Raw genomic sequence first — 23,546 nt, 5'->3', positions numbered from 1 at the left:
GCACGGCCAATCGGCAACCGGCGGCCTGGGTGAACGGGTCACGGCTGCCCACGGCGGCCAGCCGAGTCGCCCTGAGCGGGCGGGTGGATCCGGGCGAGGGTGTCGGCGAGACCGGCGAGCCACCGGTCGACCTCCACCAGGTGCCGGACGGACCGGGGGTCGGCCTTGCCGAGGGCCGGACGGATCCGGTCCAGTTCGGCGGCACAGCCGGTCGGGAGGGGCGTCGGACGAGCTGGCTGGTCGTGCGCGACCTCGTCGGCGAGGGCCTCGTACGCCGATCGCAGGTGCCCGGCGGAGTCCCGCAGCAGCACCGCAGCGGCCGGCCAGCCGGCCAGGCAGCCGGGCGGGTTGCGCCGCAGCAGCGACTCGGCGCCGGGCACCACGTGGTGCCCGGCGCTCAGGATCGCGGACCAGTTCACCTGCTGACGGTGCGGGTCGTGCCGCTCGAAGTGGTACTGGCAGTACGACGAGTCGATCAGGATCATCCGGCGTCGCACCCGGTCGAGGGCGCGGTCCGGGGACGGAGCGTCACCGAGCATCGCCTGGACGGTCTGCTCGACCGCGTCCGCGTTGGCGGCCAGGTAGCGGGTGGCGTTGTGCCGCAGGTCGTGGGCCGCGCCACGTGGCCACATCGCCACGCCGACGAGAACACCGATCACCGCGCCGAGCAGCACGTCGACGAGACGGACCTCGGCGAGCCGCCACCCCTCCGGGCTGAGCTGGGCGAAGACGACCGTCAGCAGCAGGGTGAACAGCGCCTGCTGCCACACCGGACCGAGCAGGCGACCGACGCCGAAGGCCAGCATCAGGGTGACCGGCAGGACGACGGCGTACACGACGGGTTGGTCGACGACGACCATCAGCCCGCCGCTGACGGCGGCACCGGCGATCGTGCCCAGCACGGCCGGCCGCAGCGCGGTGCGGGTGTCCGCGGCCGAGGTACGCAGGACCGTGAGGGTGGCCAGCAGCACCCAGAAGCCGTGGGTCAGGTGCAACACCCCGGCGGCGACCCGAGCGAGGGCGAGCGCCACCGCCAGCCGGATCGAGCTGTGCAGGTGGGCGGAGCGGGGTGCCAGGTGGGAGCGGAACTGCCACCAGTACAGCGTCCACGGGCTGTGTCGCGCGTACTCGAAGAGCCCCGAGGTCGCGTCCTCGCCGTGCAGCGGCGCCCCGGTGGCCACCCGGGCGCCGACGGCGAAGACCCGCACCTGGTCGGCGAGGGCCAGCGCTGTCGCGTCCCGGCACAACCGGGGTACGTCCGACGTGTCGCGGCCGTCGCCCTCCCCCACGGGGTACGCCGTCTCGGCTCGCCCGACCGCGGTGTCCAAGCCGTCGATGAGCACTGCCGGGGCACCTGGAGAGAGGCTGCGACCCGCGGCGCGGGTGGTGTCCGCGCACGAGCGCAGCAGACGTGCCGCCGCCAGGTCCCCGGCCGGCTCCGGCGGGGCGTCCGTCACCAGCCGGTCCGCCTCGACGAGCACCTCCCGCAGGGCGGCCGCGCAGATCCGCAGCGCCCGGTCCTGAACGCCCGCCGCGGTGGGGGCCCACTCCGGTGGGTTGCGGCCCAACTCGATGGCGGCCACCACGTCGTACGCCCACTCGCGCCGCGCGTCCCGATCACCCGGACCGGCGTGCGGGTGGGTCAACCCGTCGGCGGTGGCGTCCAGGAGCGCCGCGACGCCGTCCGCCGCCTGGGTGAGACGCTGCCGGTAGGAGACCGGCACCGGATCGGGCCAGAGAACCACCTCGGCGGCGGCGAGCAGCACGATGGCGAACGTGACCCCGCCGAGTCGCTGCGGCAGGGTGCCCGGTTGGTACGGCGGGAAGGACGCCAGGATGTAGAAGAGCTGGAACGCGCTCGCCAACCCCACCAGGCGCGGGTTGCCAACCCCGGCGAACGCCACGACGAACCCGATGACCAGCATCCCGCCGGCGGCCGCCCAGGTGCTCCACGCCAACAGCGATCCCGCGACGATCAGCGCCCAGACCCCCGGCAGCGACAGGACGAGGATCCGCGCCCGTTGCGGTGCGGGACCGGGCAGTTGCGCGAACGACCCGGCCGCGATCGTGCCGAACAGGCCGTACGTGGCGAGCATCGGACTGCCCGCGCCGTACCGGCAGCCGTAGAAGACGACGGACGCGACGATCGTCAGTCGCGCCGCGCGCCGCAGGATGGCGTCCCCCGGGTCACGGCGGCGGAGCCGGCCGAGGAGGCTGGTTGCCAGCACGCCTGCTCCCCCGGCTCGTCGCGGCACCCCTCCCCGGTCCACCATTCTGCTCCGGGCGTCCCGGCACCGGCGGGTTTCGCGACGAAATCAGCGCCGAGAACCTCGGAACAGGCCGAGCCGCAGGGCCCGCAGCAGAGTGCCGGGGCGGCTCAGGGTCGCCGGGTGGTCGAGCATGGTGGTGACCCGACCCAGCCGGGCGTTGAGCACCGGATCGGTCAACGACGTCCGGAAGAGCAGATCCCCGAACCACTTGGTGACCTTGTACCCGGGCGGGTACGGCCCGTCGACGTGCGGCAGCTCGATGTCGGCGGTGGTGGAGATCTGCCAGGCGGCGTCGACGACCACCCGAACCTGGTCGAAGTACGCCCGCGCGGGCTCGTCGTGGGGCGTCGGGCCGGACCGCAGGTACGCCGACAGGCAGGAGGCGTGCAGCGTCGCGGAGGTCATGCCCTGGCCGTACACCGGGTTGAAGGACGCGACGGCGTCGCCGGCCGCGACCAACCCGGCGGGCAGGCGATCGAGCTTGTGGAAGTCGCGGCGTCGGCTGTCCGCCTGGTGGTACGTGACCACCCCGCCCAGCATCTCCCCGCGCTCGGCGATGTCGCCGAACATCTGCGGGTAGTGCTTGCGACACCGCGCGGTGAAGTCGGCGACGTCGCGGCTGGGCCGGTCGTCGTCGTAGCCGGCCACCAGCATGATCCACCGGTCTCCCTCGACCGAGTTGATGCCGCCGATCCGCGCGGTACGCCCCTTGCCGGCCATGGTGTGGAAGACCGCGACCCAGGCGTCGCTGACCTTCTCGTCTCGCGTGAAGAGCGCCGTCGCGTAGTTCAGCTTGATCGGCATGCGCTGCATCGGCGGGCGGGGCCACCCGTGCTCGGCCAGCCAGTCGCTGAGCCGGCTGGACCTACCCATCGCGTCGACCACCAGGTCCGCCGGTTCGACGACGGCCTCGCCGCCGCCCTCGGGCACGTATCGCGCGCCGGTGACCCGCCGCTCGTCGAAGCGCAGACCCTCGGCCCGGCCGTACACCATGCGGATGTTGTCGACGGCGAGCGTCCGCCGTCGGACCAGCGCCTCCAGGAACGGACGCGTGGTGATCAGCGCCGGCCCGGTGCCGGTTGCTGCCGGCGGCAGCCCCAGTTCGCCGTTCACGAAAATCTTCGCCGTGCCCGGGTCGCTCGGCGGCGGCGGGGCACCGAGCGCGAGCGCCTCGTCGACGATGCCGGGAAACCAGCGTTCCAACTGGACCTGACCGGCGGGCAGCAGGGCGTGCACCTGGCTGCCCTGGGGCACACCCGGCCGAGGCCCGGCATCGACGTCGGACGGGTCCCGTTCGATGATCAGCACCTCTTCGGCGTGGTCGCTCAACACCCGGGCCGCCATCAGCCCGGCCATGCTGCCGCCGAGCACCACCGCCCGTCGCATGACCACTGTGGTCTCGGCCGGTCGTTCGGACGTCGTTATCTCCGAGAACAACCGGGACGCAGAGGGGGCCATGCGATCACTCCTCGAACGGTCGGGGAACCACAACATCCACGACCGTAACCATCTCCGGGCCTACCGTCAGTGCGGCAACCAGCTATGAATGTCGGATGAGTGCGAGCGCGACGACCATCCGGACCCCACGCGTTCCGGTCCACCCGGTGCCCGGGCCGATCGCACGGTGGGGCCTGGTGTGTCTGGCGGCGGCGCTGACCGCCTGCACGCCCGCAGGCGACTCGCGGCAACCCAGCGCGCCGCCGCCCAACGGCGCGACGACATCAACGAGCCCGAGCGGTGGCGAGCCGCCCTGCACCCCGTCGGTCACGGAGATGTCGGCACCGCCGGCGGGCTACCGGCTGGTTGGAGAGGACGTGGCGGTGCCCAGCGCGGCCGTGCTGTCCGCGGAGGAGTCCGGCGAGGCCGACCCGGCGGCGCGGCTCTTCGCCAAGTGGGGGTTGGTCGTCCGCGCGGACCGGGTCGTGGACCTCCGGATCGCACCGGGATGGGAGGGCAGGGCCCGGGTCGGATGGGGCGCCGCCACCACGCCAGCCGCGACCGCCACCGTGCACGCCTGCGCACCAGAAGGTGGGCAGGCTCGGTGGCTGGCGTTCGTCGGCGGCACCTGGGTCGCGCGGGCGGGCTGCGTACCCGTCATCGTGACCTCGAACGGCCAGGACCACCACGTCGACCTCGGCATCGGCGTGGCCTGCGCCACGACCACGCCGTAGAGCCGGAAGCGCCGCGGCGGACGGCGACAAGCGTCGATCTTCGGACAACCACCGTGGGCCGCACCATCTACAGTGAATGATCTGTCGAGAGGCCAACGCCATGCTGAATGCCGAGGACCTTCCCCCGTTTCAGCGCGCCGTGTCCCACGAGTCGCAGCGCGGCCAACGAGTGTTCACGACCCTGATCGCACTGCGGTTGTCCCTGCTCCTGCTGGCCGCCGTCGCGGGCGTCGCCACCTGGAAACTCGACGACTTCGCCCTGGGCCCGGCGCTGGCGGCGGGCGCCTTCGCCGCCACCTCGATCGTCGAGGTCTTCCTGCTCACCAATCGTCCCAACGAGCGGTGGTATGTCGGCAGGGCCCTCTCCGAATCCGTCAAGTCGCTCACCTGGCGATTCGCGACAGCGGCAGAACCATTTCCCCGGTCGCGCAGCGACTCGGACAGCACCGAGGAATTCACCGGCCGGCTGCTGGGCCTCACCAGGGACATGTCGGCGGCCGGGCTGGCGGCGCCCGCGATGACCGGGCAACAGATCACCGATGGAATGCGGGCCCTCCGCTCATCCTCCCTTGAGGACCGCCGTGCCGCGTACCTGACCGGCCGCCTGGAGGGCCAGCGGGCCTGGTACGCCGAGCGGTCGTTGTCGAACCGGGTCCGGGCGACACGCTGGTCGGTCAGCATGCTCGTCCTGGAGATCGTGGGGGTGACCCTGGCCGTGTCGAGGGCTGCCGGCCTGACCGACGTCGACCTGCTCGGCGTGGCCGCCGCGGCGGTCGCGGCCGGCGCGGCGTGGACGCAGACCCGGCAACACGGTGCGGTGGCAACGGCCTACGCCCTGGCGAGTCAGGAGCTTGCCGCCATGGGGTCGCTCGCCACCCGGATCAGGTCGGAAGCCGACCTGTCGCAGTTCGTGAACGACACGGAGACGGCGATTTCCAGGGAACACACGATGTGGCGAGCACGCCGGCGCTGACTGGATTGAAGGCCGGGCCACCCCTTCCGGTGGTGGCTGTTGTGTGCGCGTCCTGCGAACATGAGGCGACGACGACGCCCCCTCGCCGAACCTGAGTCGGGGTTAAGGTGATCTTGCAAGATCGATCGGCAGCGCTGCCGTCGCCACGTCAACACATCGACAGGAAACGAGGCAGCCAGTGCTCACCGTAGGCTCGGCGGACACGATCTCGGTGCCCGAGAGTGAACGATTCGGGTACTGGCACGACCTGGTGGCACGCGAGTCGGTCCCGATGCGGATCCACAGTGCCCACGCGGCAGACTTCCGTGCCCGCGCCGACGTCATCAGCCTGGGCGAGGTCGTGTTGTCGTCCTGGCAGTACCCATCCCTGGACATGCAGCGGACCAGCACGTTCATCCGCCGCGGCGACCCGGAGATGTACGAGTTCGCGCTGCCGTTGTCCGGGTACGGCGGGCTGGAACAGGAGCGGCGGACGAACCGCTTCGCGCCGGGGCACTTCGCCGTCGTCGACACGTCGCGACCGCATCAGTCGTCCCACCAGGGGCAGTCGCAGCACGAGGACCTTTTGACCACCCTGACGATCCTCGTTCCGCACGATTCCATCCCGCTGCATCCCAACAAGGTCGCGCAGCTCCTCGGAACGACCATCTCCGCTGCCGAGGGGATGGGCGTGCTGCTCAACCACTTCGTACGCCAGGTGTTGACCCACCCGGAGCAGTACCAGGAGAGCGACGTTCCGCTCCTGGGCACTGTCGCCCGGGACCTGATCTCCGCGATGCTGGCCCAGCGCCTGGACCTCACGGAGGCTCTGCCGACCGAGGTACGCGGACACAGCCTGCGCGTGCGCGTCAAGGCGTTCATCGACGAGCACCTCGGCGACCCGGACCTCTCCCCGGGCACTGTCGCGGCCGCGCACCACGTCTCGCTCCGCAGCCTGCATCGAGCGTTCGAGGCCGAGGACCAGACCGTCGCCGAGATCATCCGGACGAGGCGCCTGGACCGGTGCGCGCGCGACCTGCGCGACCCCCTGCAACGTGGGCGGCCCATCCTCAGCATCTCCGCCCGCTGGGGCTTTCCCTCCCAGGCCCACTTCAGCAGGGTTTTCACCGCGGCCTTCGGCATGTCTCCCCGAGCCTTCCGCAGCGATCCCTCGGCACCTCGTCGGCATCGTTGACGAGACCGGTCAGTCGGTTCGGGTGCGCAGGCTGCGCGCCAGGGTGGGGATCATCACCGCCGCGGGCACCAGGTGCAGCCCGAGGAGAGCGGCGATGGTGGCGGTGTTCGCCCCGGAGATGAGGGGCGGGACCAACGAGACCGCGGTCAGCGACAGCGCCGCCCACACGAATCGCCTGGCGGGCTGAGCGCTCCACCGGTGAAAAGCGGCGGCGATGACGATGCCCACGACCGAGAAGAAGCCGGTCACCACGGCGAAGCCGGACAACGGGATCGTCTCGCCACCATCGGGGATCTCGAAGTCGACGCCGGCGCCCTGGGCGAGCGCGGCCGCGAGGGTCGTGGCCACCACCGCTGCGAGCGCGGCGACGAGGCCGGTGCCGACGAGCCCGCGGAACCGGCGGGTGTGGGTGGTCCGGGCCGGTGCCGGGCCTGCGACGACTCCGGTGTCATTCGTGCTGCTCATTTCGGTCCTCCATCGGTAACTGGGATACGGGGTGTCTGGGCGCGACGATGCGCACCCTCGCCGTACGACGGCCGGGGTTGCGCAGGGCGCGGACGCCGGTGCCGCGCAGCCAGAACCCGGCGTCGGGGCCGAGGACCGGCCCCGGTTCGCCGTCGCGCAACTCCAGCTGCACCCGCCCGTGCGTGACGACGCCAAACGCGTCGCGCCACTGCGCCGGGTCCACGACGACACGCTCACCGCCGCGCAGCGTGAGCGTCCACATCGGGACTACTCCGTGCCGTCCGCCGGCAGTCGCTCCGGCAGCCCGAGCCGCGGGAACTGGTCGTCGTGGAACGTGACGATCTCGGTGATCGCTCCGCCGGTGACGCGCAGGACGTCGAGCGTCAGCGGGAGGTACGCGCCTTCCTGCTCCCGCCACAGGTAGAAGGCGACCGCCGGCTGCCGGTTCACCGAGGTGGGGATGCCCCGCAGCCCCTTCATGCCGACGAATCCGTCCTGGACCCAGTCGTTCACCACCGCGTCACGGCCGACGTGCAGGCCCGGCGTGGGCGGCATCGAACAGCGGACGTCGTCCCGCAGCATGCCAGCGAGCACGTCGATGTCGGTGGCCACGCTGGCGTCGGTGAAGCGGCGCACCAGCTCACGTGTCCCGGCGTCCTCTTCACCGCCGGTCCAGTCCTGCCGCTCGGCGGGCAGGTGCTCCCGCATGCCGGCGCGAGCCCGCTGCAACGCGCTGTTCACCGAGTTGACGGAGTCCCCGAGGAGATCCGCGACCTCCTTCGCCGGCCAACCGAGCACATCCCGCAGGATCAGCACCGCTCGCGGACGCGGCGCGAGGTGCTGCACCGCCACCAGGTACGCCAGCTCGATCGTCTCCCGCGCGACGGCGACGGCCTCCGGCTCGTCCGCGTCGCCAGCGGGCAGCTCGTCGAGCAGCCGGTCCGGGTAGGGCTGCAACCACAGCACCTCGCCGCCGGTCGCCGGCTCCGGGCGACGCTTGGCGAGCAGGTCCAGGCAGGCGTTGGTGGCGATCCGGTACAACCAGGCCCGGAACGTCGACCGCCCCTCGAAGGTCTCCCGCCGCCGCCAGGCGCGAAGGAACGTCTCCTGCACGGTGTCCTCGGCGTCCTCGAACGACCCGAGCATCCGATAGCAGTGCACGTGCAGCTCCCGCCGGTGCCGCTGCGCCAGCCCCGAGAACGCCGGCTCGTCGACCTCACCCAGATTGCTCACGCCCAGCTCCTTCAGCCGCGTGTCCGCACTCATCGCGTCATCCTTCCGCCTCGTCATGTCCTGTCGTAGGTATGACGGGCGCGGACGCCGGAACTCATCACCCGGGGGTCCGAACGCGGTGATCCAGCCAGGCACGGTTCACCCCCGGCAGGGGCACTGGCGCATGCCCGCGCGCACCCTGCCGGGGGGTCCATGCCGTGACTCAGGCTGGCGCTCCCGCCGTCGCGGGCTTCTGTTCGTCGGACCGCGCAGCGGCCGTCTCGTCGGCGTCTTCGTGCTCGTCGAGCATCGTGGCCTCGTCGAACGGATCGTCGCCCCTGAGCACGCCGACCGCCCGGTCCCGGTCGAACTCGCCGGTCCACGTTCCGACCAGCACGGTCGCCACGGCGTTGCCCGCGAAGTTGGTCAGCGCCCGGGCCTCCGACATGAACCGGTCGATGCCCACGATCAGCCCGACACCGTCGACGAGGTCCGGTCGGTGCGACTGGAGCCCACCGGCCAGTGTCGCGATGCCCGCGCCGGTCACGCCCGCCGCACCCTTCGACGCGATGATCATGAACAGCAGCAGCGACACCTGCTCGCCGATGGAGAGCGGGTTGCCCATTGCCTCGGCGATGAACAGCGACGCCATCGTCAGGTAGATCGCCGTACCGTCCAGGTTGAACGAGTACCCGGTCGGCACCGTGATGCCGACGACCGGCTTGCTCACCCCGAAGTGCTCCATCTTCGCGATCAGCCGCGGCAGCGCCGACTCCGACGACGAGGTCGACAGGATCAGCAGGAACTCCCGGCCGAGGTAACGCAGCAGCGAGAAGATCGAGATCCGGGCCACGAACCAGAGCAGCGCGCCGAGGAACACCAGCACGAAGATCAGACAGGTCGCGTAGAAACCCAGCATGATCTGGGCGAGGCTCTTGAGCGCGTCCACCCCGGTCGCGCCGACCACGGCGGCCATGGCACCGAACGCACCGACCGGCGCCAGCCACATGATCATGGCGAGGACCTTGAAGACGACGCGCTGGATGACGGCGATCGCGCCGAGCACCGGCTCGCCGCGCCGGCCCATTGCCTGGACGGCGAAACCGACCAGCAGGGCCACCAGCAGCGTCTGGAGCACCTCGCCCTCGGTGAGCGCGGACAGCATCGTGGTCGGGATGATCCCGAGCAGGAACTCCGTCGTACTGGCGGCTTCGTCACCGGCGGCGGCCTTGCCCGCGCCCGCGAGGTCCGAGCCCAGGTTCAGACCGGAGCCCGGGTGGATGAGGTTGCCGACGACCAGGCCGATGGCGAGCGCCACCGTCGACATGGTGAGGAAGTAGCCGAGGGCGAGACCGCCGACCTTGCCGACCTTCGCGGCCTGCCGGACGGACCCGACGCCGAGCACGATGGTGCAGAAGATGACCGGGCTGATCATCATCTTGATCAGGTTGACGAAGCCGGTGCCGATCGGCTTGAGTTCCTTGCCGAAATCGGGGGCCACCAGGCCAACCACGATGCCGGCGAGCACGGCCACGATGACAGCGATGTACAGGTAACGGGTACGGTCCCGGCGGGCCGGGGGCGCCGGTGAGGTGGTGGATGCGGTGGTGTCCATGTCGACAATGTGAAGCGTGTCTCACCCGTTGACAGCCTTGCGGTCATTCTGTTCACCGCTGAGGAGACAACGGCAGCGGCGCAATGAGGAGGTGGTGGAGGTGGCCCGACGCCAGTGGACCATCGCGGCGCAACTCTTCGCCCTCCAGGCGGTGGTGGTGACGCTGCTCGTGCTGGCCGGCGCGGCGGGCGCCGTCTGGTTGGCCCGCAGCGACTCCCGCCAGGCCGCGCAGGAGGAGGTGCTCGCGGTGGCGCAGACCGTGGCCGGCTCCCCCGACGTCCGCGCGGCCCTCGCGACCGCCGACCCGGCCAGCATCCTCCAGCCGTACGCCGAAGCGACCCGGGAGGCGACGGGCACCGACTTCGTGGTGGTGATGGCCCCCGACCGCACCCGTTTCTCGCACCCCACCCGGGAGCGGATCGGCGAGCCGTTCGTCGGCGACATCGGCCCCGCCCTGGCGGGCCGCGCGTTCACCACCACGAACGTCGGGACGCTCGGCGAGTCGGTGCGCGCGGTGGTTCCGGTGTACGACGAGCAGCGGCGCATCGTCGGTCTGGTCTCGGTGGGCATCACCACCCGCGCCATCAACCGCAAGCTGCTCGGCCAGCTGCCGGTGCTGTTCGGTGTCGCCGCGCCGGCCCTGGCGCTCGCCGCGACCGGCTCCTGGCTGCTCAGTCGCCGACTTCGCCGCCAGACGCACGGTCTGGGGCCGGCGCAGATGACCCGCATGTACGAGTACTACGACGCGGTCCTGCACTCCGTCCGCGAAGGTCTCGTCGTGCTGACCACCGACCGGCGGGTGGCACTGGTCAACGACGAGGGCCGCCGACTGCTGGGGCTCGACGCGGACACGCCGGTGATCGACCAACCGGTAGCCGGGATCGACCTGCCGCCAGCGGCGGCCGAGTTGCTCGGCTCAGGGCGCGACGCCCGCGACGAGCCGATCGTCGCCGGCGACCGGGTGCTCGTGGCCAACCAGCGGACCACCCGCTTCGAGGGCGCGGTGCTCGGCACCGTGCTGACCCTGCGCGACCAGACCGAGCTGCGCACGCTGGCCAGCGAGCTGGACTCGGTGCGCGCGCTGACCGAGGCGTTGCAGGCGCAGACCCACGAGTCGGCCAACCGGCTGCACACCGTGCTGACCCTGGTCGAGTTGGGACGCGCCGACGAGGCCGTCCGGCTCGGCACCCGGGACCTGGCTCTCGCCCAGCAGCTCACCGACCGGGTGGTCGGCGCCGTGACCGAGCCCGCGTTGGCCGCGCTGCTGCTGGGAAAGTCCGCGCAGGCCGGCGAACGCGGAGTGGACCTGGTCATCGAGCCGGACTGCCGCCTCGACGACAGCCCACTGCCGAGCGGCGACCTGCTCACCGTGGTCGGCAACCTGGTCGACAACGCCCTGGAGGCGGTGGCCGGCACGCCGGCGCCACGCCGGGTGCGGGTCTTCGTCGGCGCCGTCGACGACGAGCTGGTGATCCGGGTCGCGGACAGCGGCCCCGGGCTGGCCCCGGAGCGGGTGGCCGACGCGTTCCGGCGTGGCTGGTCCACCAAGAGCACCGGCCGCGGCCTCGGTCTGGCGCTGGTCGGGCAGGTGGTCCGCCGGCACGGCGGCAGCGCCGAGGTGACTCGCTCGGACGACGGCGGCAGCCTGTTCACCGTCCGCCTGCCCGGTGGAGGTGAGCGGTCGTGACCGACATCCGGGTGCTCGTCGTCGAGGACGAGCCGCTGCTCGCCGAGGCCCATTCCGCGTACACCGAACGGGTTCCCGGGTTCGTGGTGGTCGGCGTGGCGCACACCGCGCGGGCGGCGATGGCTGCCCTGCGCGCCAACGACGGCGGCGACGTCGACCTCGTACTCCTGGATTTTCGGCTGCCCGACCTGCACGGCCTGGACGTCTGCCGGGCGCTGCGCGCGGCCGGCAGCAGCGTCGACGTGCTCGCGGTGACCTCCGCACGGGACCTGGCGGTGGTGCGCACCGCGGTGTCCCTCGGGGTGACCCACTACCTGCTCAAACCGTTCACGTTCGCCGCGTTCCGCGACAAGCTGGAGCGGTACGCGGACTACCGCGCGCAGGCGCTCGCCGACGGTGAGGTGGCCGCCCAGCACGACGTGGACCGGATGTTCGCCACCCTGCGCGGCACGGCCGGACACAGCCTGCCCAAGGGCCTCGACGCGCAGACCCTCAATCGGGTACGCGCAGCCCTCACCGACGGGACCGGCGCCCAGGCGGGGCTGTCCGCGACCGAGGTGAGCGGGCTGACCGGCATCTCCCGGGTGACCGCCCGCCGATACCTGGAATATCTGGTGACCGTCGACCGGGCGGCCCGCAGCCCCCGCTACGGCACCCCCGGCCGCCCCGAAGTCGAATACCGACCCCGCTGAGCGACCCGCGCGCCCCGCCCCGCCCCGCCCGCCCCGCGCCCATCGTCAAGATCCGAGCAACTTCCCTGTTGTTGCTGCCTCCGGCACGGGTGAGACAGCAACATCCCTGATGTTGCGCGGATCTTGACGATGGGCGCCTCGGTGGTGGTCGGCGGGAACCCGGTGGCGGGGTGAAGATCCGTTGTTAGACTTGGCCGAGTTGGGTTGGTGGCACGACCAGGGAGACCAGACATGGCGGGTGACGACGACATCTCCGGGTGAGACCGGATGTGTTCGGCCATCGGTTCGGCGCGCGTAGGCGCAGCCGCCGAGGCCATGCCGTCGTTCCACCGGTTCCCGTTGTCGTCGGGCGACCTAGGCGCGCCCACCCCACCCTTTGAGGTCACTCGCATGTCTGATGCGTTCATCGTCTGCTCGAACCTGTCCTTCTCCTGGCCGGACGACACCCCGGTCTTCTCGGAGCTGTCCTTCACCGTCCCGGGCTGGCGCACCGGCCTGGTCGCGCCCAACGGCGCCGGCAAAAGCACCCTGCTGCGGCTGATCGCCGGGGAGCTGCGGCCCAGCGGCGGCAGCGTCAGCGTCGACGGCCTGCTCGGCTACCTCCCGCAGACCCTGCCGCTGGTCGGCGACCTGACCGTGGCGCAGGTGCTCGGTGTCGCCGAGCGGATCGCGGCCCTGCACGCCATCGAGGCCGGCGACGCCAGCGAGGCGCACTTCGCCACGATCGGCGACGACTGGGACATCGAGGAACGCACCCGCGCCGAACTGGACCGGCTCGGCCTCGGTGAGCTGTCACTCGACCGGCGGCTGCACACCCTCAGCGGTGGCCAGGTGGTCTCCCTCGGCCTGGCCGCGCAGCTGCTGCGACGCCCGGACGTGCTGTTGCTCGACGAGCCGACCAACAACCTGGACCTGGAGTCTCGGCACAAGCTCTACGACGTGCTCACCGACTGGTCCGGCTGCCTGCTGCTGGTCAGCCACGACCGGGAACTGCTGGACCGGATGGACCGCATCGCCGAGCTGGACCGCGGGGAAATCCGCTGGTACGGGGGCAACTTCACCGCGTACACAGAGTCGGTGCAGGCGGCGCGGGAGGTGGCCGAGAGCAACCTGCGCAACGCCGAGCAGGAGGTGAAACGGGAGAAGCGGGAGATGCAGCAGGCCCGGGAGCGGGCCGACCGGCGGGCCAGCAACGCCTCGAAGAACCTCAAGAACGCCGGCCTGGCGCGGATCGTGGCCGGTGGGCTGAAGCGCAGTGCGCAGGAGTCGGCGGGCCGGGCGCAGGAAACCCACTCCAACCGGGTCGGTTCGGCCCAGGCGCGCCTCGACGAAGCCGGCCGGGCGGTACGCGACGAGGACCGGATCACCGTGGACCTGCCGGACACCACCGTCCCCGGCGGGCGCACGGTCTTCTCCGGCCAGGGGATGCGGGCCCGCTTCGACGACCGGGAACTGTTCGGCGGCGACGGCGCCGACCTGGTGATCCGGGGGCCGGAGCGGATCGCGCTCACCGGGGCGAACGGCGTCGGCAAGTCGACACTGCTGCGCCTCGTCAACGGTGATCTCGAACCGGCCGGCGGCGAGCTGAAACGCGGCGACGGGCGGATCGCGTACCTGTCGCAGCGGCTGGATCTGCTGGACCTCGACCGCACGGTGGCGGAGAACTTCGCCGCGTACGCGCCGAGCCTGCCGGACGCGCAGCGGATGAACCTGCTCGCCCGGTTCCTGTTCCGGGGCTCCCGGGTGAATCTGCCCGTCGGGGTGCTCTCCGGCGGTGAGCGGCTGCGCGCGACCCTCGCGTGTGTGCTCTGCGCCGAGCCGGCGCCGCAACTGCTGCTGCTCGACGAGCCGACCAACAACCTGGACCTGGTCAGCGTGGCCCAGTTGGAGAGCGCGCTGTCCGCGTACCAGGGGGCGTTCGTGGTGGTCAGCCACGACGAACGGTTCCTCGCCGAGATCGGCGTGCAGCGCTGGTTGCGGTTGGCCGACGGCCAACTACGGGAGATCAGCGCCCCCGACCGGGGCTGAGCCCCGCATCGGCTGACGTCTGACCGGGCGGAGCGTGCTTTGCCCGGTCAGACGCGGTCGACGAGGTCGGCCAGAGCCCGTCGCACCCTGTCCCGGACCTCGTCCAGGCCCCAGGTGGCGATCTCCGACAGTGGGTGCTCCGCCCGCAACTGACGCACCACCTCCAGCCCGACCAGGTAGCCGCAGCGCTTCGGCAGGTCACCGAGTGGGGAGTCGCGCATCAGGAAGTACGCCGCGTGATGCCGTGGGTCGACGGTGTCCAGATCGGCTGTGATCCGGCCCAGGATTTCCGGCCATCGGCGGCGGCACTCGTCGAGCCACGGTCGGTGGCCCGGCCGGCCGAACCAGAGGTACGCCTCGTCGCCCCGGCCGGGTGTCAGCTCTGCCGAGACCTCGGTGGCCAGGCCCTCGGTGAGCAGCGTGTTCGCCACACCGTGCTCGGGCCAGTCGCGGATCGCCGCGAGCCGGTCGTGCAGCACGTGGGCCACCTCGTGCCGCACCAGCATCCGCCCGTCGTCCGTCCCGTCAAGCTCCTCGACGGCGAGGAAGAGCGCGAACCGGCCGTCGAGCGGCTCTGCCCAGCCGTTGGCCCGGTGCAGGCCCACCATGACCACACACTCCACCGGGTCGGCGTCGCCGCTCCAACCCAGCGCGCGGGACACCGCCGGCACCGCCGTCGGCAGGTCCGCCCGCAGTGCCGCCGACCGGGCGGTCAGGTCGACGTCCGCGCCGGCCAGTCGGCTGAGAACCGTGGCGAGTTCGGGCGGGACGGACCACGCGTGGTCCCGGTCGAGGGTGGCGAAGACCTCCGGGTGACGGTCGAGGTAGCGCGTCCGCCACAGTTCGGGCCGGTGCGACGCGGGGGCGGACGCGGCGCTGCGGGCGTACTCCAGGTAGGCCGGAACCAGGTCGCGGACCCGCAGCGTCGGTCGGACAGCCTCCCCGGCGGGCGTGCTGGCGGTCATCCCGCCATGCTGCCCGACCGGGGCCGGCCGCGCCGACCAGGTGAGCGGGTCAGCTCACGTTGGCCGGGCCGAGGACGCTCTTCAGGTCACCCATCAGCGCGGTCGTCGCCGCCACCCGGAACGGGCCCAGCCGCAGGGTGGTGGTGCGCCCACCGTTCTGGAGTTTGACGTGCACCTCGGTGTCGCCGGGGTGCAGCACCAGGGTTTCCTTGAGTTTCTCCACCAGCGGCGGTGTGCAGCGGTGCACCGGGATGGTGAGGGTGACCGGCTTGTTGGTGGCGCTGGTGCTGACGTCCGGCATGGACATGTCCATCGCCATGATCCGTGGGGTGTCGTCGCGGCGGTCCACCCGACCCTTGACCACCACGATGGCGTCCTCGGCGATGTACTGCCCGATCACCTCGTAGGTGTTGGGGAAGAACAGCGTCTCGACCCCACCGGCCAGGTCCTCCAGGGTGGCCGAGGCCCAGGCACGGCCCTGCTTGGTGACCCGGCGCTGCACCCCGGACAGGATGCCGGCGAGGGTGACCACCGCCCCGTCGGGCACCGCGCCGTCCTCGGCAAGGGAGGCGATGGTGGTGTCGGCGGCCGCGTTGAGGATGTGCTCCAGGCCGAACAGTGGGTGGTCGGAGACGTACAGGCCGAGCATCTCGCGCTCGAAGGCCAGCTTGTCGCGCTTGTCCCACTCGCTGTCGCCGATGACCGGCATCACCGTCGTGCTGCCGGTGTCGGCGTCTCCGAAGCCTGCGCCGAACAGGTCGTACTGACCGACCGCCTCCTTGCGCTTGACATCGGCGTACGCGTCGATGGCGTCCGCGTGCACCGCGAGCAGACCCTTGCGGGGGTGGTCCAGCGAGTCGAACGCACCAGCCTTGATCAAGGATTCGATGGTCTTCTTGTTGCAGACCACCGCGTCCACCTTGGACAGGAAGTCGTAGAAGTCGGCGTAGTCGCCCTTCTCCTCCCGGCACCGCATGATCGAGGCGACCACGTTCGCGCCGACGTTGCGCACGGCGGCCAGACCGAAGCGGATGTCCTTGCCGACCGGGGTGAACGGCCCGGCCGAGGTGTTCACGTCCGGCGGCAGCACCTGGATGCGCATCCGGCGACACTCGGCCAGGTAGAGCGCCATCTTGTCCTTGTCGTCGCCGACGCTGGTCAGCAGCCCGGCCATGTACTCGGCCGGGTAGTGCGCCTTCAGGTACGCGGTCCAGTAGGAGACCAGGCCGTACGCGGCGGAGTGCGCCTTGTTGAAGGCGTAGCCGGCGAAGGGCACCAGGACGTCCCACACCGCCTGGATCGCCTCGTCGGAGTAGCCACGCTCGCGGCAGCCGTCCCGGAACGGGATGAACTCCTTGTCGAGGATCTCCTTCTTCTTCTTACCCATGGCCCGGCGCAGCAGGTCCGCCTGGCCGAGGGTGTAGCCGGCGAGGATCTGCGCGGCGCGCTGCACCTGCTCCTGGTAGACGATCAGGCCGTGGGTGGGCTCCAGGATCTCCCGCAGCGGTTCTTCCAGCTCCGGGTGGATCGGCGTGATCTCCTGGAGCCTGTTCTTGCGCAGCGCGTAGTTGGTGTGTGAGTCGACGCCCATCGGACCGGGTCGGTACAGGGCCAGGACGGCGGAGATGTCCTCGAAGTTGTCCGGCTTCATCAGCCGCAGCAGGGACCGCATCGGCCCACCGTCGAGCTGGAACACGCCCAGGGTGTCACCGCGGGCCAGCAGCTCGTACGCGGCCTTGTCGTCCAGCGGCAGGCCCAGCAGGTCGAGCTTCCGACCGTGGTTCAGCTCGATGTTCTTGACCGCGTCGTCGATGATCGTCAGGTTGCGCAGGCCGAGGAAGTCCATCTTCAGCAGCCCGAGCGACTCGCAGGTCGGGTAGTCGAACTGCGTGATGATCGCCCCGTCGGCGTCCCGCCGGGTCAGCGGGATGTGCTCGATGATCGGCTCGGCGGACATGATGACGCCGGCGGCGTGCACACCGGTCTGCCGGATCAGCCCCTCGATGCCCTTGGCCGTGTCGATCACCTTGCGGACGTCCGGGTCGGAGTCGTACAGGCCGCGGATCTCACCCGCCTCGGCGTAGCGGGGGTGCTTGTTGTCGAAGATGCCGGTGAGCGGGATGTCCTTGCCCATCACCGCCGGTGGCATGGCCTTGGTGATCCGGTCGCCGACCGCGTATGGGAAGCCGAGGACCCGGGCCGAGTCCTTGATCGCGGCCTTCGCCTTGATCGTGCCGAAGGTGGCGATCTGGGCGACCTTGTCCTCGCCCCACTTGTCCGTGACGTACTTGATCACCTCGCCGCGTCGACGCTCGTCGAAGTCGATGTCGACATCCGGCATCGAGACGCGCTCGGGGTTGAGGAACCGCTCGAAGATCAGGCCGTGCTGGATCGGGTCAAGGTCGGTGATGCCCAGCGCGTACGCGACGAGCGACCCGGCGGCGGAACCACGACCAGGGCCCACAGCGATGCCCTGGTTCTTCGCCCACTGGATGAAGTCGGCGACCACCAGGAAGTAGGACGGGAAGCCCATCTGGTTGATGACGCCCAGCTCGTACTCCGCCTGGACGACATGCCCCTCCGGGATGCCGTTCGGGTAGCGGCGGGCCAGACCGGCGAACGTCTCCTTGCGGAACCAGGACTCCTCGGTCTCCCCGTCGGGCACCGGGAAGCGTGGCATCAGGTTGTGGAACTCGAACATGCCGGTCGGGTCGACCTTCTCGGCGACCAGCAGGGTGTTGCGGCAACCCTCCTGCCACAGCTCCGACGAGTCCACCGCGCGCATCTGGTCGGCGCTCTTGATGAAGTAACCGCCACCCTCGAACCGGAACCGGTTGGGGTCGTCGATGTTGCTGCCGGTCTGCACACAGAGCAGCACGTCGTGGGCGGTGGCCTGCGCCTCGTGCGTGTAGTGCGAGTCGTTGGTGACCACCGGCGGGATGTCCAGTTTGCGGGCGATCTCGGTGAGCCCCTCACGGACCCGACTCTCGATGGAGAGGCCGTGATCCATGATCTCCAGGAAGTAGTTTTCCTTGCCGAAGATGTCCTGGTAGCTCGCGGCGACCTTGAGCGCCTCGTCGAACTGGCCCAGCCGCAGCCGGGTCTGCACCGCGCCGGACGGGCAGCCGGTGGTGGCCATGATCCCCTCGGCGTGCTCGGCGATCAGCTCCATGTCCATCCGGGGCCACTTGACGTAGTGCCCCTCCATGGACGCGCGCGAGTTGAGGGTGAACAGGTTCTTCAGGCCCCGCGCGTTCTTCGCCCACATCGTCTTGTGAGTGATCGCGCCGTTACCGGAGATGTCGTCGCTCTTCTGCTCCGGCCGCCCCCACTTGACGCGCGCCTTGTGGTAGCGCGACTCCGGCGCCACGTACGCCTCGACGCCCAGGATCGGGGTGATCCCGGCGGCCATCGCCTGGTTGTAGAAGTCGTTCGCGCCGTGCATGTTGCCGTGGTCGGTGATCGCCACGGCGGACATGCCGAGCCGCTTGGCCTCGGCGAACAGGTCCTTGAGGCGGGCCGCTCCGTCGAGCATCGAGTATTCCGTGTGCACGTGCAGATGCGCGAACGAATCGGCCATGCCTGGCGCCCCCCGGCGGTGTGGATCTTGTTGGTCGGAGCCGACCGGGACCTACCCTACCGAGGTGATCTCGGCGGCTCCACCGTCCGCGCCGACGGTCGTGGCCCTCGTCTCGTCGCGGGGGCGGCAACGATCTCGGCGGCCTCCCGGCTCGATCGGCCGACCACCCTCCCATCGTCGTCCGACCTGCGGACCACACCCGGACGACGGGGACGGATTCTCGCGGCTCGACCACCAACCGGCGTACCTGACCTCCCCGGGTCACCACCCCTCAGCACGCAGCCGCCCCACATCGGCGAAGTCAACCTCGCCGGTCGCGTCATCGACAACGAGCGGAATGTTGCCCAGCATGATCTCGCGGACGTCGTTCGACTCGACGTATGCCTTCCCGTTGTAGGGAAACAACCAGCCCTCCCCCATCCTCCGCACCGCGTCATCGACGATCACGATCTCGTGCGAGAACCGACGCCGCATGTCCTCGTCCAGAAACCGCTCGGCCAACACCCGGGCCTCTTCACGCGTCATCTGGGCCCCTCATCCATGAACCACACGTACGGGACCTTGTCACACCGGGACGACCCCGGCTACCGACACCACGTCCCCTCGACGCGAGGAATGAGCCTAGGCTCGGAGGATGGCGAGGTACTACGACGTGCACCCGGAGAACCCCCAGCCCCGGATCATCGGCCAGGTCGCCGACCTGATCCGCGGTGGTGGGCTGGTCGCCTACCCGACGGACTCCTGCTATGCCCTGGGCATCCAGCTGGGCAACCAGGACGGGCTGGACCGAATCCGCCAGGTCCGCCACCTCGACGACCGGCACCACTTCACGCTGGTCTGCCGGGACTTTGCGCAGCTCGGCCAGTTCGTCCGGATCAGCAACGCGGTCTTCCGGCTGGTGAAGGCGTCCACCCCGGGCAGCTACACCTTCATCCTGCCGGCCACCAAGGAGGTGCCCCGCCGGATGCTGCACCCGAAGAAGCGCACCGTCGGGGTGCGCGTACCCCGGCACACCGTCACCCAGGCGCTGCTGGCCGAGCTGGCCGAGCCGCTGGTGTCGAGCACCCTGGTCCTGCCCGGCGACGACGAGCCGATGACCCAGGGGTGGGAGATCAAGGAACGGCTCGACCACCAGCTCGACGCGGTGCTCGACGCCGGCGACTGCGGCAAGGAGCCGACGACCGTGATCGACCTGTCCGGCCCGGAGCCGGAGATCCTGCGCCGGGGTGCCGGAGACGTGTCCCGCTTCGAGTAACGCGTCGGGTGCCGGACCGTACCGGGGCGCGACGGCCGCACCGGTCGTACGCTCGGGGATCGGCACCGGCGAGCATTGGACACCCGGCATGCCCGACGTGGACGACATCGACGCGCTGGCCCGGTCCGCCGGGCACGGCGACCCGGCGGCGCTGGACGCCCTGCTGCTCGCGGTACGCCCCGAGGTGCTGCGGCTGTGCGCACGCTTCCTGCCCAACCGGGAGGACGCCGAGGAGGCCTGCCAGGACACCCTGCTGGCGCTGGCCAACGGGATCACCCGGTTCGAGGGGCGCTCCTCGTTTCGCACCTGGCTGCACCGCCTGACGGCCAACCGGGCCCGCTCGACGTACCGCACGCTGCGCCGCCGCTGGCGGTTGGAGGCCGGCGGTGTACCCGTGCCCGAGCAGGCCGACCCGCGACGGACCAGCGTGGTCGCGGGCACCCGCCTCGACCTGCTCGACGCCTTCGACGCGGTCCGCCCCGACCTCGCCGAGGTGGTTGCCCTGCGCGACGTCCTCGGGCTGAGTTATCCCGAGATCGCGGCGCTGCTCGACGTGCCGGTGGGCACCGTGAAGTCCCGGCTGCACCTGGCCCGGCGGCAGGTCCGGCAACGACTCGGCGCCGAATGAGCCCCGCCGCGCGACTCCCGTGGATCCGCCGGCTCCTCGCCGGTGGCGTCGCCCTCGTGGCCGCCGTGGCGGTCGCGGCCTGCGGCGGCACCGACGCGGTCGCGCCGCTGCCCGTGCAACCACCCGCCGAGTCCCGACCGTCGCCGACCCCCTCGGCGATCCCCGCGCCCACCGCATCTCCGTCCCGACCGCCGCCGACCAGCGGGCGTCCGATCGCGGCACCGCCCGCACCGACCACTGCCAGGGGTACGCCGCACCGCCCGGCCGTCACGTCGACCGGGCCGACCACGAGCTGCCAGGGCGCCGTGCGCTACGACCTGCCGCTGGCCGAGACCGAGCTCGAACTGCTGCGGTCCCTCTGCTTCGCCGCCGGCGCGGTGCTGCGGATCCAGGGCATCGGCCCCGGCCTGGTCACCGTCGACCGCCCGGAGCTGGTCTCGCAGCACTACGAGGCCGGCGTGGTGGACATCCGGTTCGTCCGCCCCGGCACCGTCGACGTCGCGATCCCCCAGCAGGACCGGGAGCACACCATCACCGTGGTGGTCCGCTAGCCCGCCGCGATCTGACCGGCCCGCGCATGGTCGCCCGTCACCACGGAGCGCCGTTCAGCGCACCCGCACGCCGGCGAGCAGCCCGTCCACGAAGTCGGGTCCGCCGTCCAGCGGTGGCACGACCTGCACGTACACCAGAGCGCCGCGGGCGGGATGCAGGCCGGCCGACTCGACGATCCGCGGCCGGTCCCGGTCGCAGCGGTACGCCACCACGGTCCACTCGACGCCCGCCTGGCGGGTGGTGCGCACCGGCGCGGACGTGCAGTCCCCGTGTGTGCGCTCGGCCAGGAACCTGGCGGGCGTGGTGCGCGCCGCCGTGCTGACGGAGACGCCGACGAACGCGCCGGGCACCCCGGGGTCGGCGGCCCAGCGGCGGGGCTGCGGCGACATCACCAGCGCCGGTTCCGCTTCGCCGTCGGCGTCGTACTGACCGGCCCAGGTCGCCCCGGTGGCCGACCAGCCGTCCGGCAACGTCACCGTGAGCGGTCCGGCGGTGTAGGTGTCGCGTTCGGCCCCGGTGCCGCCCGGCTCGGCGCCCACCACGGCGACGGCCGCGACGGCCGCCCCGGCCAGCAGCATCCGGTACGGGCGACGGGCCATCGGCGACGACTGCCGGACGGGATCGGTGGCCCGGTCGAGCGCGGTGTGCAGCGCGGCGGCGTCGGGATAGCGGTCGGCGGGCCGGTGAGCGGTGGCCCGGACGAGCACCGCCGCCACCCGCGCCGGCACGCCGTCGCGCAGTCGCAGGGCGCCAGCCGATCTGGGCGGGTCTGGCCCGGGGGCGGCGGCGAGCAGGCGGATCCCGAGCCGTCCGAGCCCGTACACGTCGGCGCGGGTGTCGATCACCGCGCCCGGGTCGTCCTGCTCCGGCGCCATGTAGCCGGGCGTACCGGCCCGGGCGGTGAGGCCGGAGGCGGCGGCGAGCGCCTTGGCGAGACCGAGGTCGGCGATCAGCACCCGCTCGGCGCCGGAGGGCGACCCGGTGGATTCCGCGCCGGAGGGCGCCGGAGTGGAGTGGAACAGGATGTTGCCGGGGGTGAGGTCGCGGTGCACGACGCCGTGGCGGTGCAGCACGCTCACGCCCGCGCAGATCTCGCCGAGCAGGCGCAGCGCCGCAGGCACGGAAATCTCAGCGAGAGCCAGCCGGTCCCGGAGGCTGCCCCCGTTCGCCCAGCCCAGCACGGCGTACGGCCGTCCGTCGGGCAGCTCACCGACGGCGTGCACCCGGACCAACCGCTCGTGCTCCAGCCGGCGCAGCAGCCGGGCCTCGTCTCGGAAGCGTTCCCGGACCCGCAGGTCGTGGCTCCAGTTCTCGGCCAGCACCTTGATCGCCACGTACCCGTCGAGCACCGGGTCGTAGCCCAGCCAGACGGTCGCGAACGATCCGACGCCCAGCAGCCGCTCGATGGAGTAGGGCCCGATCCGTTGCGGAGCCGTCACCGCGTCACCCCCGGCCAGCACGGTCGGTCGGCGTCTCTCTGCACAGTAGACCGGGCTGGTCGGAAAGCCGACGAACCGTTGGGCCGGGCGCGGTGACTAACAGGGCAGAGACCCATCACCGAAGGAGCGCACGATGAACCGACCCTCGATCCTCCTCACCACCGCCGCGCTGGCGCTCGGCACACTCGTCCCGCTGATCGGCGCCGGTCCGGCCTCGGCGGCTCCGGTGTCGGGCGGCACCGCGCCGGCTTCGACGCGCGGACCACTCGCCACGGCCGGGCACAGCCACCCGCAGGTGCTCGGCGTCGGCGGCGCCGGGGCGTACCGGATCGGCGCCGACCTGGCGGCGCTCACCGCGGCCGGGCGCATCGGCTGGACGGCGACGGCCTGTGGCGGGGTGGTGCACGCCGGCGTGACCGGTTCCTGGGCCGGGGTGCTCATCCTGGCCTTCCGCGACGGCCGGCTGGTGGAGGTCGGTACGGCCACCGCGCCGCCACGATCCCCCGCCGGCGCGATGGTCGGCATGTCCTTCGACGAGTTGGAGGGCATCTACGGCCGGCGGGGTTCGCTGATCCGCAACGACGCCGGGGACGCCGAGGCTTACCTCGTACGGGTCGGCTCACGGGTCGAGCTGTTCACCGGGCATCCGATCCGGCCGGGCGTGGGCTACTTCCAGGTCGGCCCGGCCAGCTTCGTCGAGCGGAACTTCCGGCAGGGCTCGACCTGCTGATCCGTGTCAGATCTCGGGGCGTCCGGCCCGTGCCGGGCGCCCCTCGTGCTGCCCGGCATGGCCACCCGTCCAGCGCATCTGTGAGCGACACGATGCTATTGGCGTAGACA

20 protein-coding genes are annotated in these 23,546 nt (G+C 71.5%); 10 read left to right on the top strand and 10 right to left on the bottom strand.

The window, feature by feature from the left end; genetic code table 11:
- Positions 1–38: 38 nt before the first annotated feature.
- Together CLT68_RS17405 and CLT68_RS17400 are read right to left on the bottom strand one after the other, a co-directional pair.
- Entirely contained in the window at positions 39–2,228 is a 2,190-nt protein-coding gene (locus CLT68_RS17405; RefSeq protein WP_158240894.1) for an FUSC family protein, read from the bottom strand.
- Positions 2,229–2,315: 87 nt separating this feature from the next.
- Positions 2,316–3,728 carry an FAD-dependent oxidoreductase gene (locus tag CLT68_RS17400; RefSeq protein WP_099852190.1) on the bottom strand — a complete coding sequence of 471 codons (1,413 nt, stop codon included), beginning with the start codon at positions 3,726–3,728 and terminating at the stop codon, positions 2,316–2,318.
- Between the two features lie 95 nt (positions 3,729–3,823).
- On the opposite strand from CLT68_RS17400, the gene CLT68_RS17395 reads away from it, so the two are divergent.
- From CLT68_RS17395 to CLT68_RS17385, 3 genes are all read left to right on the top strand, one after another.
- Entirely contained in the window at positions 3,824–4,441 is a 618-nt protein-coding gene (locus CLT68_RS17395; protein ID WP_099852189.1) for a hypothetical protein, read from the top strand.
- A 76-nt stretch (positions 4,442–4,517) separates the two neighbouring features.
- Positions 4,518–5,414: a DUF4231 domain-containing protein gene (locus CLT68_RS17390; protein WP_099852188.1), complete on the top strand. Its 897-nt coding sequence runs from the start codon at positions 4,518–4,520 to the stop codon at positions 5,412–5,414.
- A 178-nt stretch (positions 5,415–5,592) separates the two neighbouring features.
- Positions 5,593–6,588, top strand: a complete 996-nt coding sequence (locus tag CLT68_RS17385) for an AraC-like ligand-binding domain-containing protein (RefSeq protein WP_099852186.1) — start codon at positions 5,593–5,595, stop codon at positions 6,586–6,588.
- A 9-nt stretch (positions 6,589–6,597) separates the two neighbouring features.
- Here CLT68_RS17385 and CLT68_RS33185 read toward each other — a convergent pair whose 3' ends face one another.
- The 4 genes from CLT68_RS33185 to CLT68_RS17370 form a co-directional block, all read right to left on the bottom strand.
- Positions 6,598–7,053, bottom strand: a complete 456-nt coding sequence (locus CLT68_RS33185) for a DUF6069 family protein (protein WP_199177071.1) — start codon at positions 7,051–7,053, stop codon at positions 6,598–6,600.
- Positions 7,037–7,315 carry a hypothetical protein gene (locus CLT68_RS33180; protein WP_199177070.1) on the bottom strand — a complete coding sequence of 93 codons (279 nt, stop codon included), beginning with the start codon at positions 7,313–7,315 and terminating at the stop codon, positions 7,037–7,039. Before CLT68_RS33180 ends, CLT68_RS33185 begins: the two co-directional genes overlap by 17 nt.
- Positions 7,316–7,320: 5 nt before the next feature.
- On the bottom strand, positions 7,321–8,319 hold the full coding sequence (locus tag CLT68_RS17375) for an RNA polymerase subunit sigma-70 (RefSeq protein ID WP_099852185.1): 999 nt from the start codon (positions 8,317–8,319) through the stop codon (positions 7,321–7,323).
- A gap of 169 nt (positions 8,320–8,488) precedes the next feature.
- A complete protein-coding gene (locus CLT68_RS17370) occupies positions 8,489–9,880 on the bottom strand; it encodes a cation:dicarboxylate symporter family transporter (protein WP_099852183.1) in 1,392 nt (463 codons plus the stop codon).
- Positions 9,881–9,980: 100 nt separating this feature from the next.
- Here CLT68_RS17370 and CLT68_RS17365 point away from each other — a divergent pair, with 100 nt between their 5' ends.
- The 3 genes from CLT68_RS17365 to abc-f all read left to right on the top strand — a co-directional run bounded on the left by CLT68_RS17365 (position 9,981) and on the right by abc-f (position 14,287).
- Positions 9,981–11,567, top strand: a complete 1,587-nt coding sequence (locus tag CLT68_RS17365; RefSeq protein WP_099857277.1) for a sensor histidine kinase — start codon at positions 9,981–9,983, stop codon at positions 11,565–11,567.
- Complete coding sequence (locus CLT68_RS17360; protein ID WP_099852182.1) at positions 11,564–12,259, top strand: response regulator; 696 nt, start codon at positions 11,564–11,566, stop codon at positions 12,257–12,259. The genes CLT68_RS17365 and CLT68_RS17360 overlap by 4 nt, the downstream gene beginning before the upstream one ends.
- A gap of 390 nt (positions 12,260–12,649) precedes the next feature.
- The gene (abc-f, locus tag CLT68_RS17355; RefSeq protein WP_099852180.1) at positions 12,650–14,287 is read left to right on the top strand and encodes a ribosomal protection-like ABC-F family protein; all 1,638 of its coding nucleotides are present in this window, start codon (positions 12,650–12,652) and stop codon (positions 14,285–14,287) included.
- Positions 14,288–14,334: 47 nt separating this feature from the next.
- Here the strand turns inward: abc-f and CLT68_RS17350 are convergent, their stop codons facing one another.
- The 3 genes from CLT68_RS17350 to CLT68_RS17340 all read right to left on the bottom strand — a co-directional run bounded on the left by CLT68_RS17350 (position 14,335) and on the right by CLT68_RS17340 (position 19,357).
- Entirely contained in the window at positions 14,335–15,252 is a 918-nt protein-coding gene (locus CLT68_RS17350; RefSeq protein WP_099852178.1) for a hypothetical protein, read from the bottom strand.
- 49 nt (positions 15,253–15,301) lie between these two features.
- The gene (gene dnaE, locus CLT68_RS17345) at positions 15,302–18,832 is read right to left on the bottom strand and encodes a DNA polymerase III subunit alpha (protein WP_099852177.1); all 3,531 of its coding nucleotides are present in this window, start codon (positions 18,830–18,832) and stop codon (positions 15,302–15,304) included.
- A gap of 261 nt (positions 18,833–19,093) precedes the next feature.
- Positions 19,094–19,357, bottom strand: coding sequence for a YrhB domain-containing protein (locus CLT68_RS17340; protein ID WP_099852175.1), 264 nt, complete (start codon positions 19,355–19,357; stop codon positions 19,094–19,096).
- A gap of 109 nt (positions 19,358–19,466) precedes the next feature.
- Between CLT68_RS17340 and CLT68_RS17335 the strand changes: the two genes are divergently transcribed.
- The 3 genes from CLT68_RS17335 to CLT68_RS17325 all read left to right on the top strand — a co-directional run bounded on the left by CLT68_RS17335 (position 19,467) and on the right by CLT68_RS17325 (position 21,266).
- Complete coding sequence (locus tag CLT68_RS17335; RefSeq protein ID WP_099852173.1) at positions 19,467–20,087, top strand: L-threonylcarbamoyladenylate synthase; 621 nt, start codon at positions 19,467–19,469, stop codon at positions 20,085–20,087.
- Positions 20,088–20,175: 88 nt separating this feature from the next.
- Complete coding sequence (locus tag CLT68_RS17330; protein ID WP_099852172.1) at positions 20,176–20,715, top strand: RNA polymerase sigma factor; 540 nt, start codon at positions 20,176–20,178, stop codon at positions 20,713–20,715.
- Positions 20,712–21,266, top strand: coding sequence for a hypothetical protein (locus CLT68_RS17325; RefSeq protein ID WP_099852170.1), 555 nt, complete (start codon positions 20,712–20,714; stop codon positions 21,264–21,266). The genes CLT68_RS17330 and CLT68_RS17325 overlap by 4 nt, the downstream gene beginning before the upstream one ends.
- A gap of 54 nt (positions 21,267–21,320) precedes the next feature.
- Here CLT68_RS17325 and CLT68_RS17320 read toward each other — a convergent pair whose 3' ends face one another.
- Positions 21,321–22,706, bottom strand: coding sequence for a serine/threonine-protein kinase (locus tag CLT68_RS17320; protein ID WP_099857275.1), 1,386 nt, complete (start codon positions 22,704–22,706; stop codon positions 21,321–21,323).
- A 133-nt stretch (positions 22,707–22,839) separates the two neighbouring features.
- On the opposite strand from CLT68_RS17320, the gene CLT68_RS17315 reads away from it, so the two are divergent.
- Positions 22,840–23,436 carry a hypothetical protein gene (locus CLT68_RS17315; RefSeq protein ID WP_099852169.1) on the top strand — a complete coding sequence of 199 codons (597 nt, stop codon included), beginning with the start codon at positions 22,840–22,842 and terminating at the stop codon, positions 23,434–23,436.
- Positions 23,437–23,546 lie beyond the last annotated feature (110 nt).

It is taken from the genome of Micromonospora sp. CNZ299, from assembly GCF_002754415.1.
Note: the sequence above shows the minus strand (reverse complement) of the source record. Positions and strands in the feature narration are given on the sequence as shown.

Excerpts from the sequence above, each read along its gene's own strand:
- CLT68_RS17400 (WP_099852190.1), bottom strand. The coding sequence starts at position 3,728 with ATGGCCCCCTCTGCGTCCCGGTTGTTCTCGGAGATAACGACGTCCGAA.
- CLT68_RS17395 (WP_099852189.1), top strand. The coding sequence starts at position 3,824 with ATGAGTGCGAGCGCGACGACCATCCGGACCCCACGCGTTCCGGTCCAC.
- CLT68_RS17390 (WP_099852188.1), top strand. The coding sequence starts at position 4,518 with ATGATCTGTCGAGAGGCCAACGCCATGCTGAATGCCGAGGACCTTCCC.
- CLT68_RS33185 (WP_199177071.1), bottom strand. The coding sequence starts at position 7,053 with ATGAGCAGCACGAATGACACCGGAGTCGTCGCAGGCCCGGCACCGGCC.
- CLT68_RS33180 (WP_199177070.1), bottom strand. The coding sequence starts at position 7,315 with ATGTGGACGCTCACGCTGCGCGGCGGTGAGCGTGTCGTCGTGGACCCG.
- CLT68_RS17375 (WP_099852185.1), bottom strand. The coding sequence starts at position 8,319 with ATGAGTGCGGACACGCGGCTGAAGGAGCTGGGCGTGAGCAATCTGGGT.
- CLT68_RS17370 (WP_099852183.1), bottom strand. The coding sequence starts at position 9,880 with ATGGACACCACCGCATCCACCACCTCACCGGCGCCCCCGGCCCGCCGG.
- abc-f (WP_099852180.1), top strand. The coding sequence starts at position 12,650 with ATGTCTGATGCGTTCATCGTCTGCTCGAACCTGTCCTTCTCCTGGCCG.
- CLT68_RS17350 (WP_099852178.1), bottom strand. The coding sequence starts at position 15,252 with ATGACCGCCAGCACGCCCGCCGGGGAGGCTGTCCGACCGACGCTGCGG.
- dnaE (WP_099852177.1), bottom strand. The coding sequence starts at position 18,832 with ATGGCCGATTCGTTCGCGCATCTGCACGTGCACACGGAATACTCGATG.
- CLT68_RS17340 (WP_099852175.1), bottom strand. The coding sequence starts at position 19,357 with ATGACGCGTGAAGAGGCCCGGGTGTTGGCCGAGCGGTTTCTGGACGAG.
- CLT68_RS17335 (WP_099852173.1), top strand. The coding sequence starts at position 19,467 with ATGGCGAGGTACTACGACGTGCACCCGGAGAACCCCCAGCCCCGGATC.
- CLT68_RS17330 (WP_099852172.1), top strand. The coding sequence starts at position 20,176 with ATGCCCGACGTGGACGACATCGACGCGCTGGCCCGGTCCGCCGGGCAC.
- CLT68_RS17325 (WP_099852170.1), top strand. The coding sequence starts at position 20,712 with ATGAGCCCCGCCGCGCGACTCCCGTGGATCCGCCGGCTCCTCGCCGGT.
- CLT68_RS17315 (WP_099852169.1), top strand. The coding sequence starts at position 22,840 with ATGAACCGACCCTCGATCCTCCTCACCACCGCCGCGCTGGCGCTCGGC.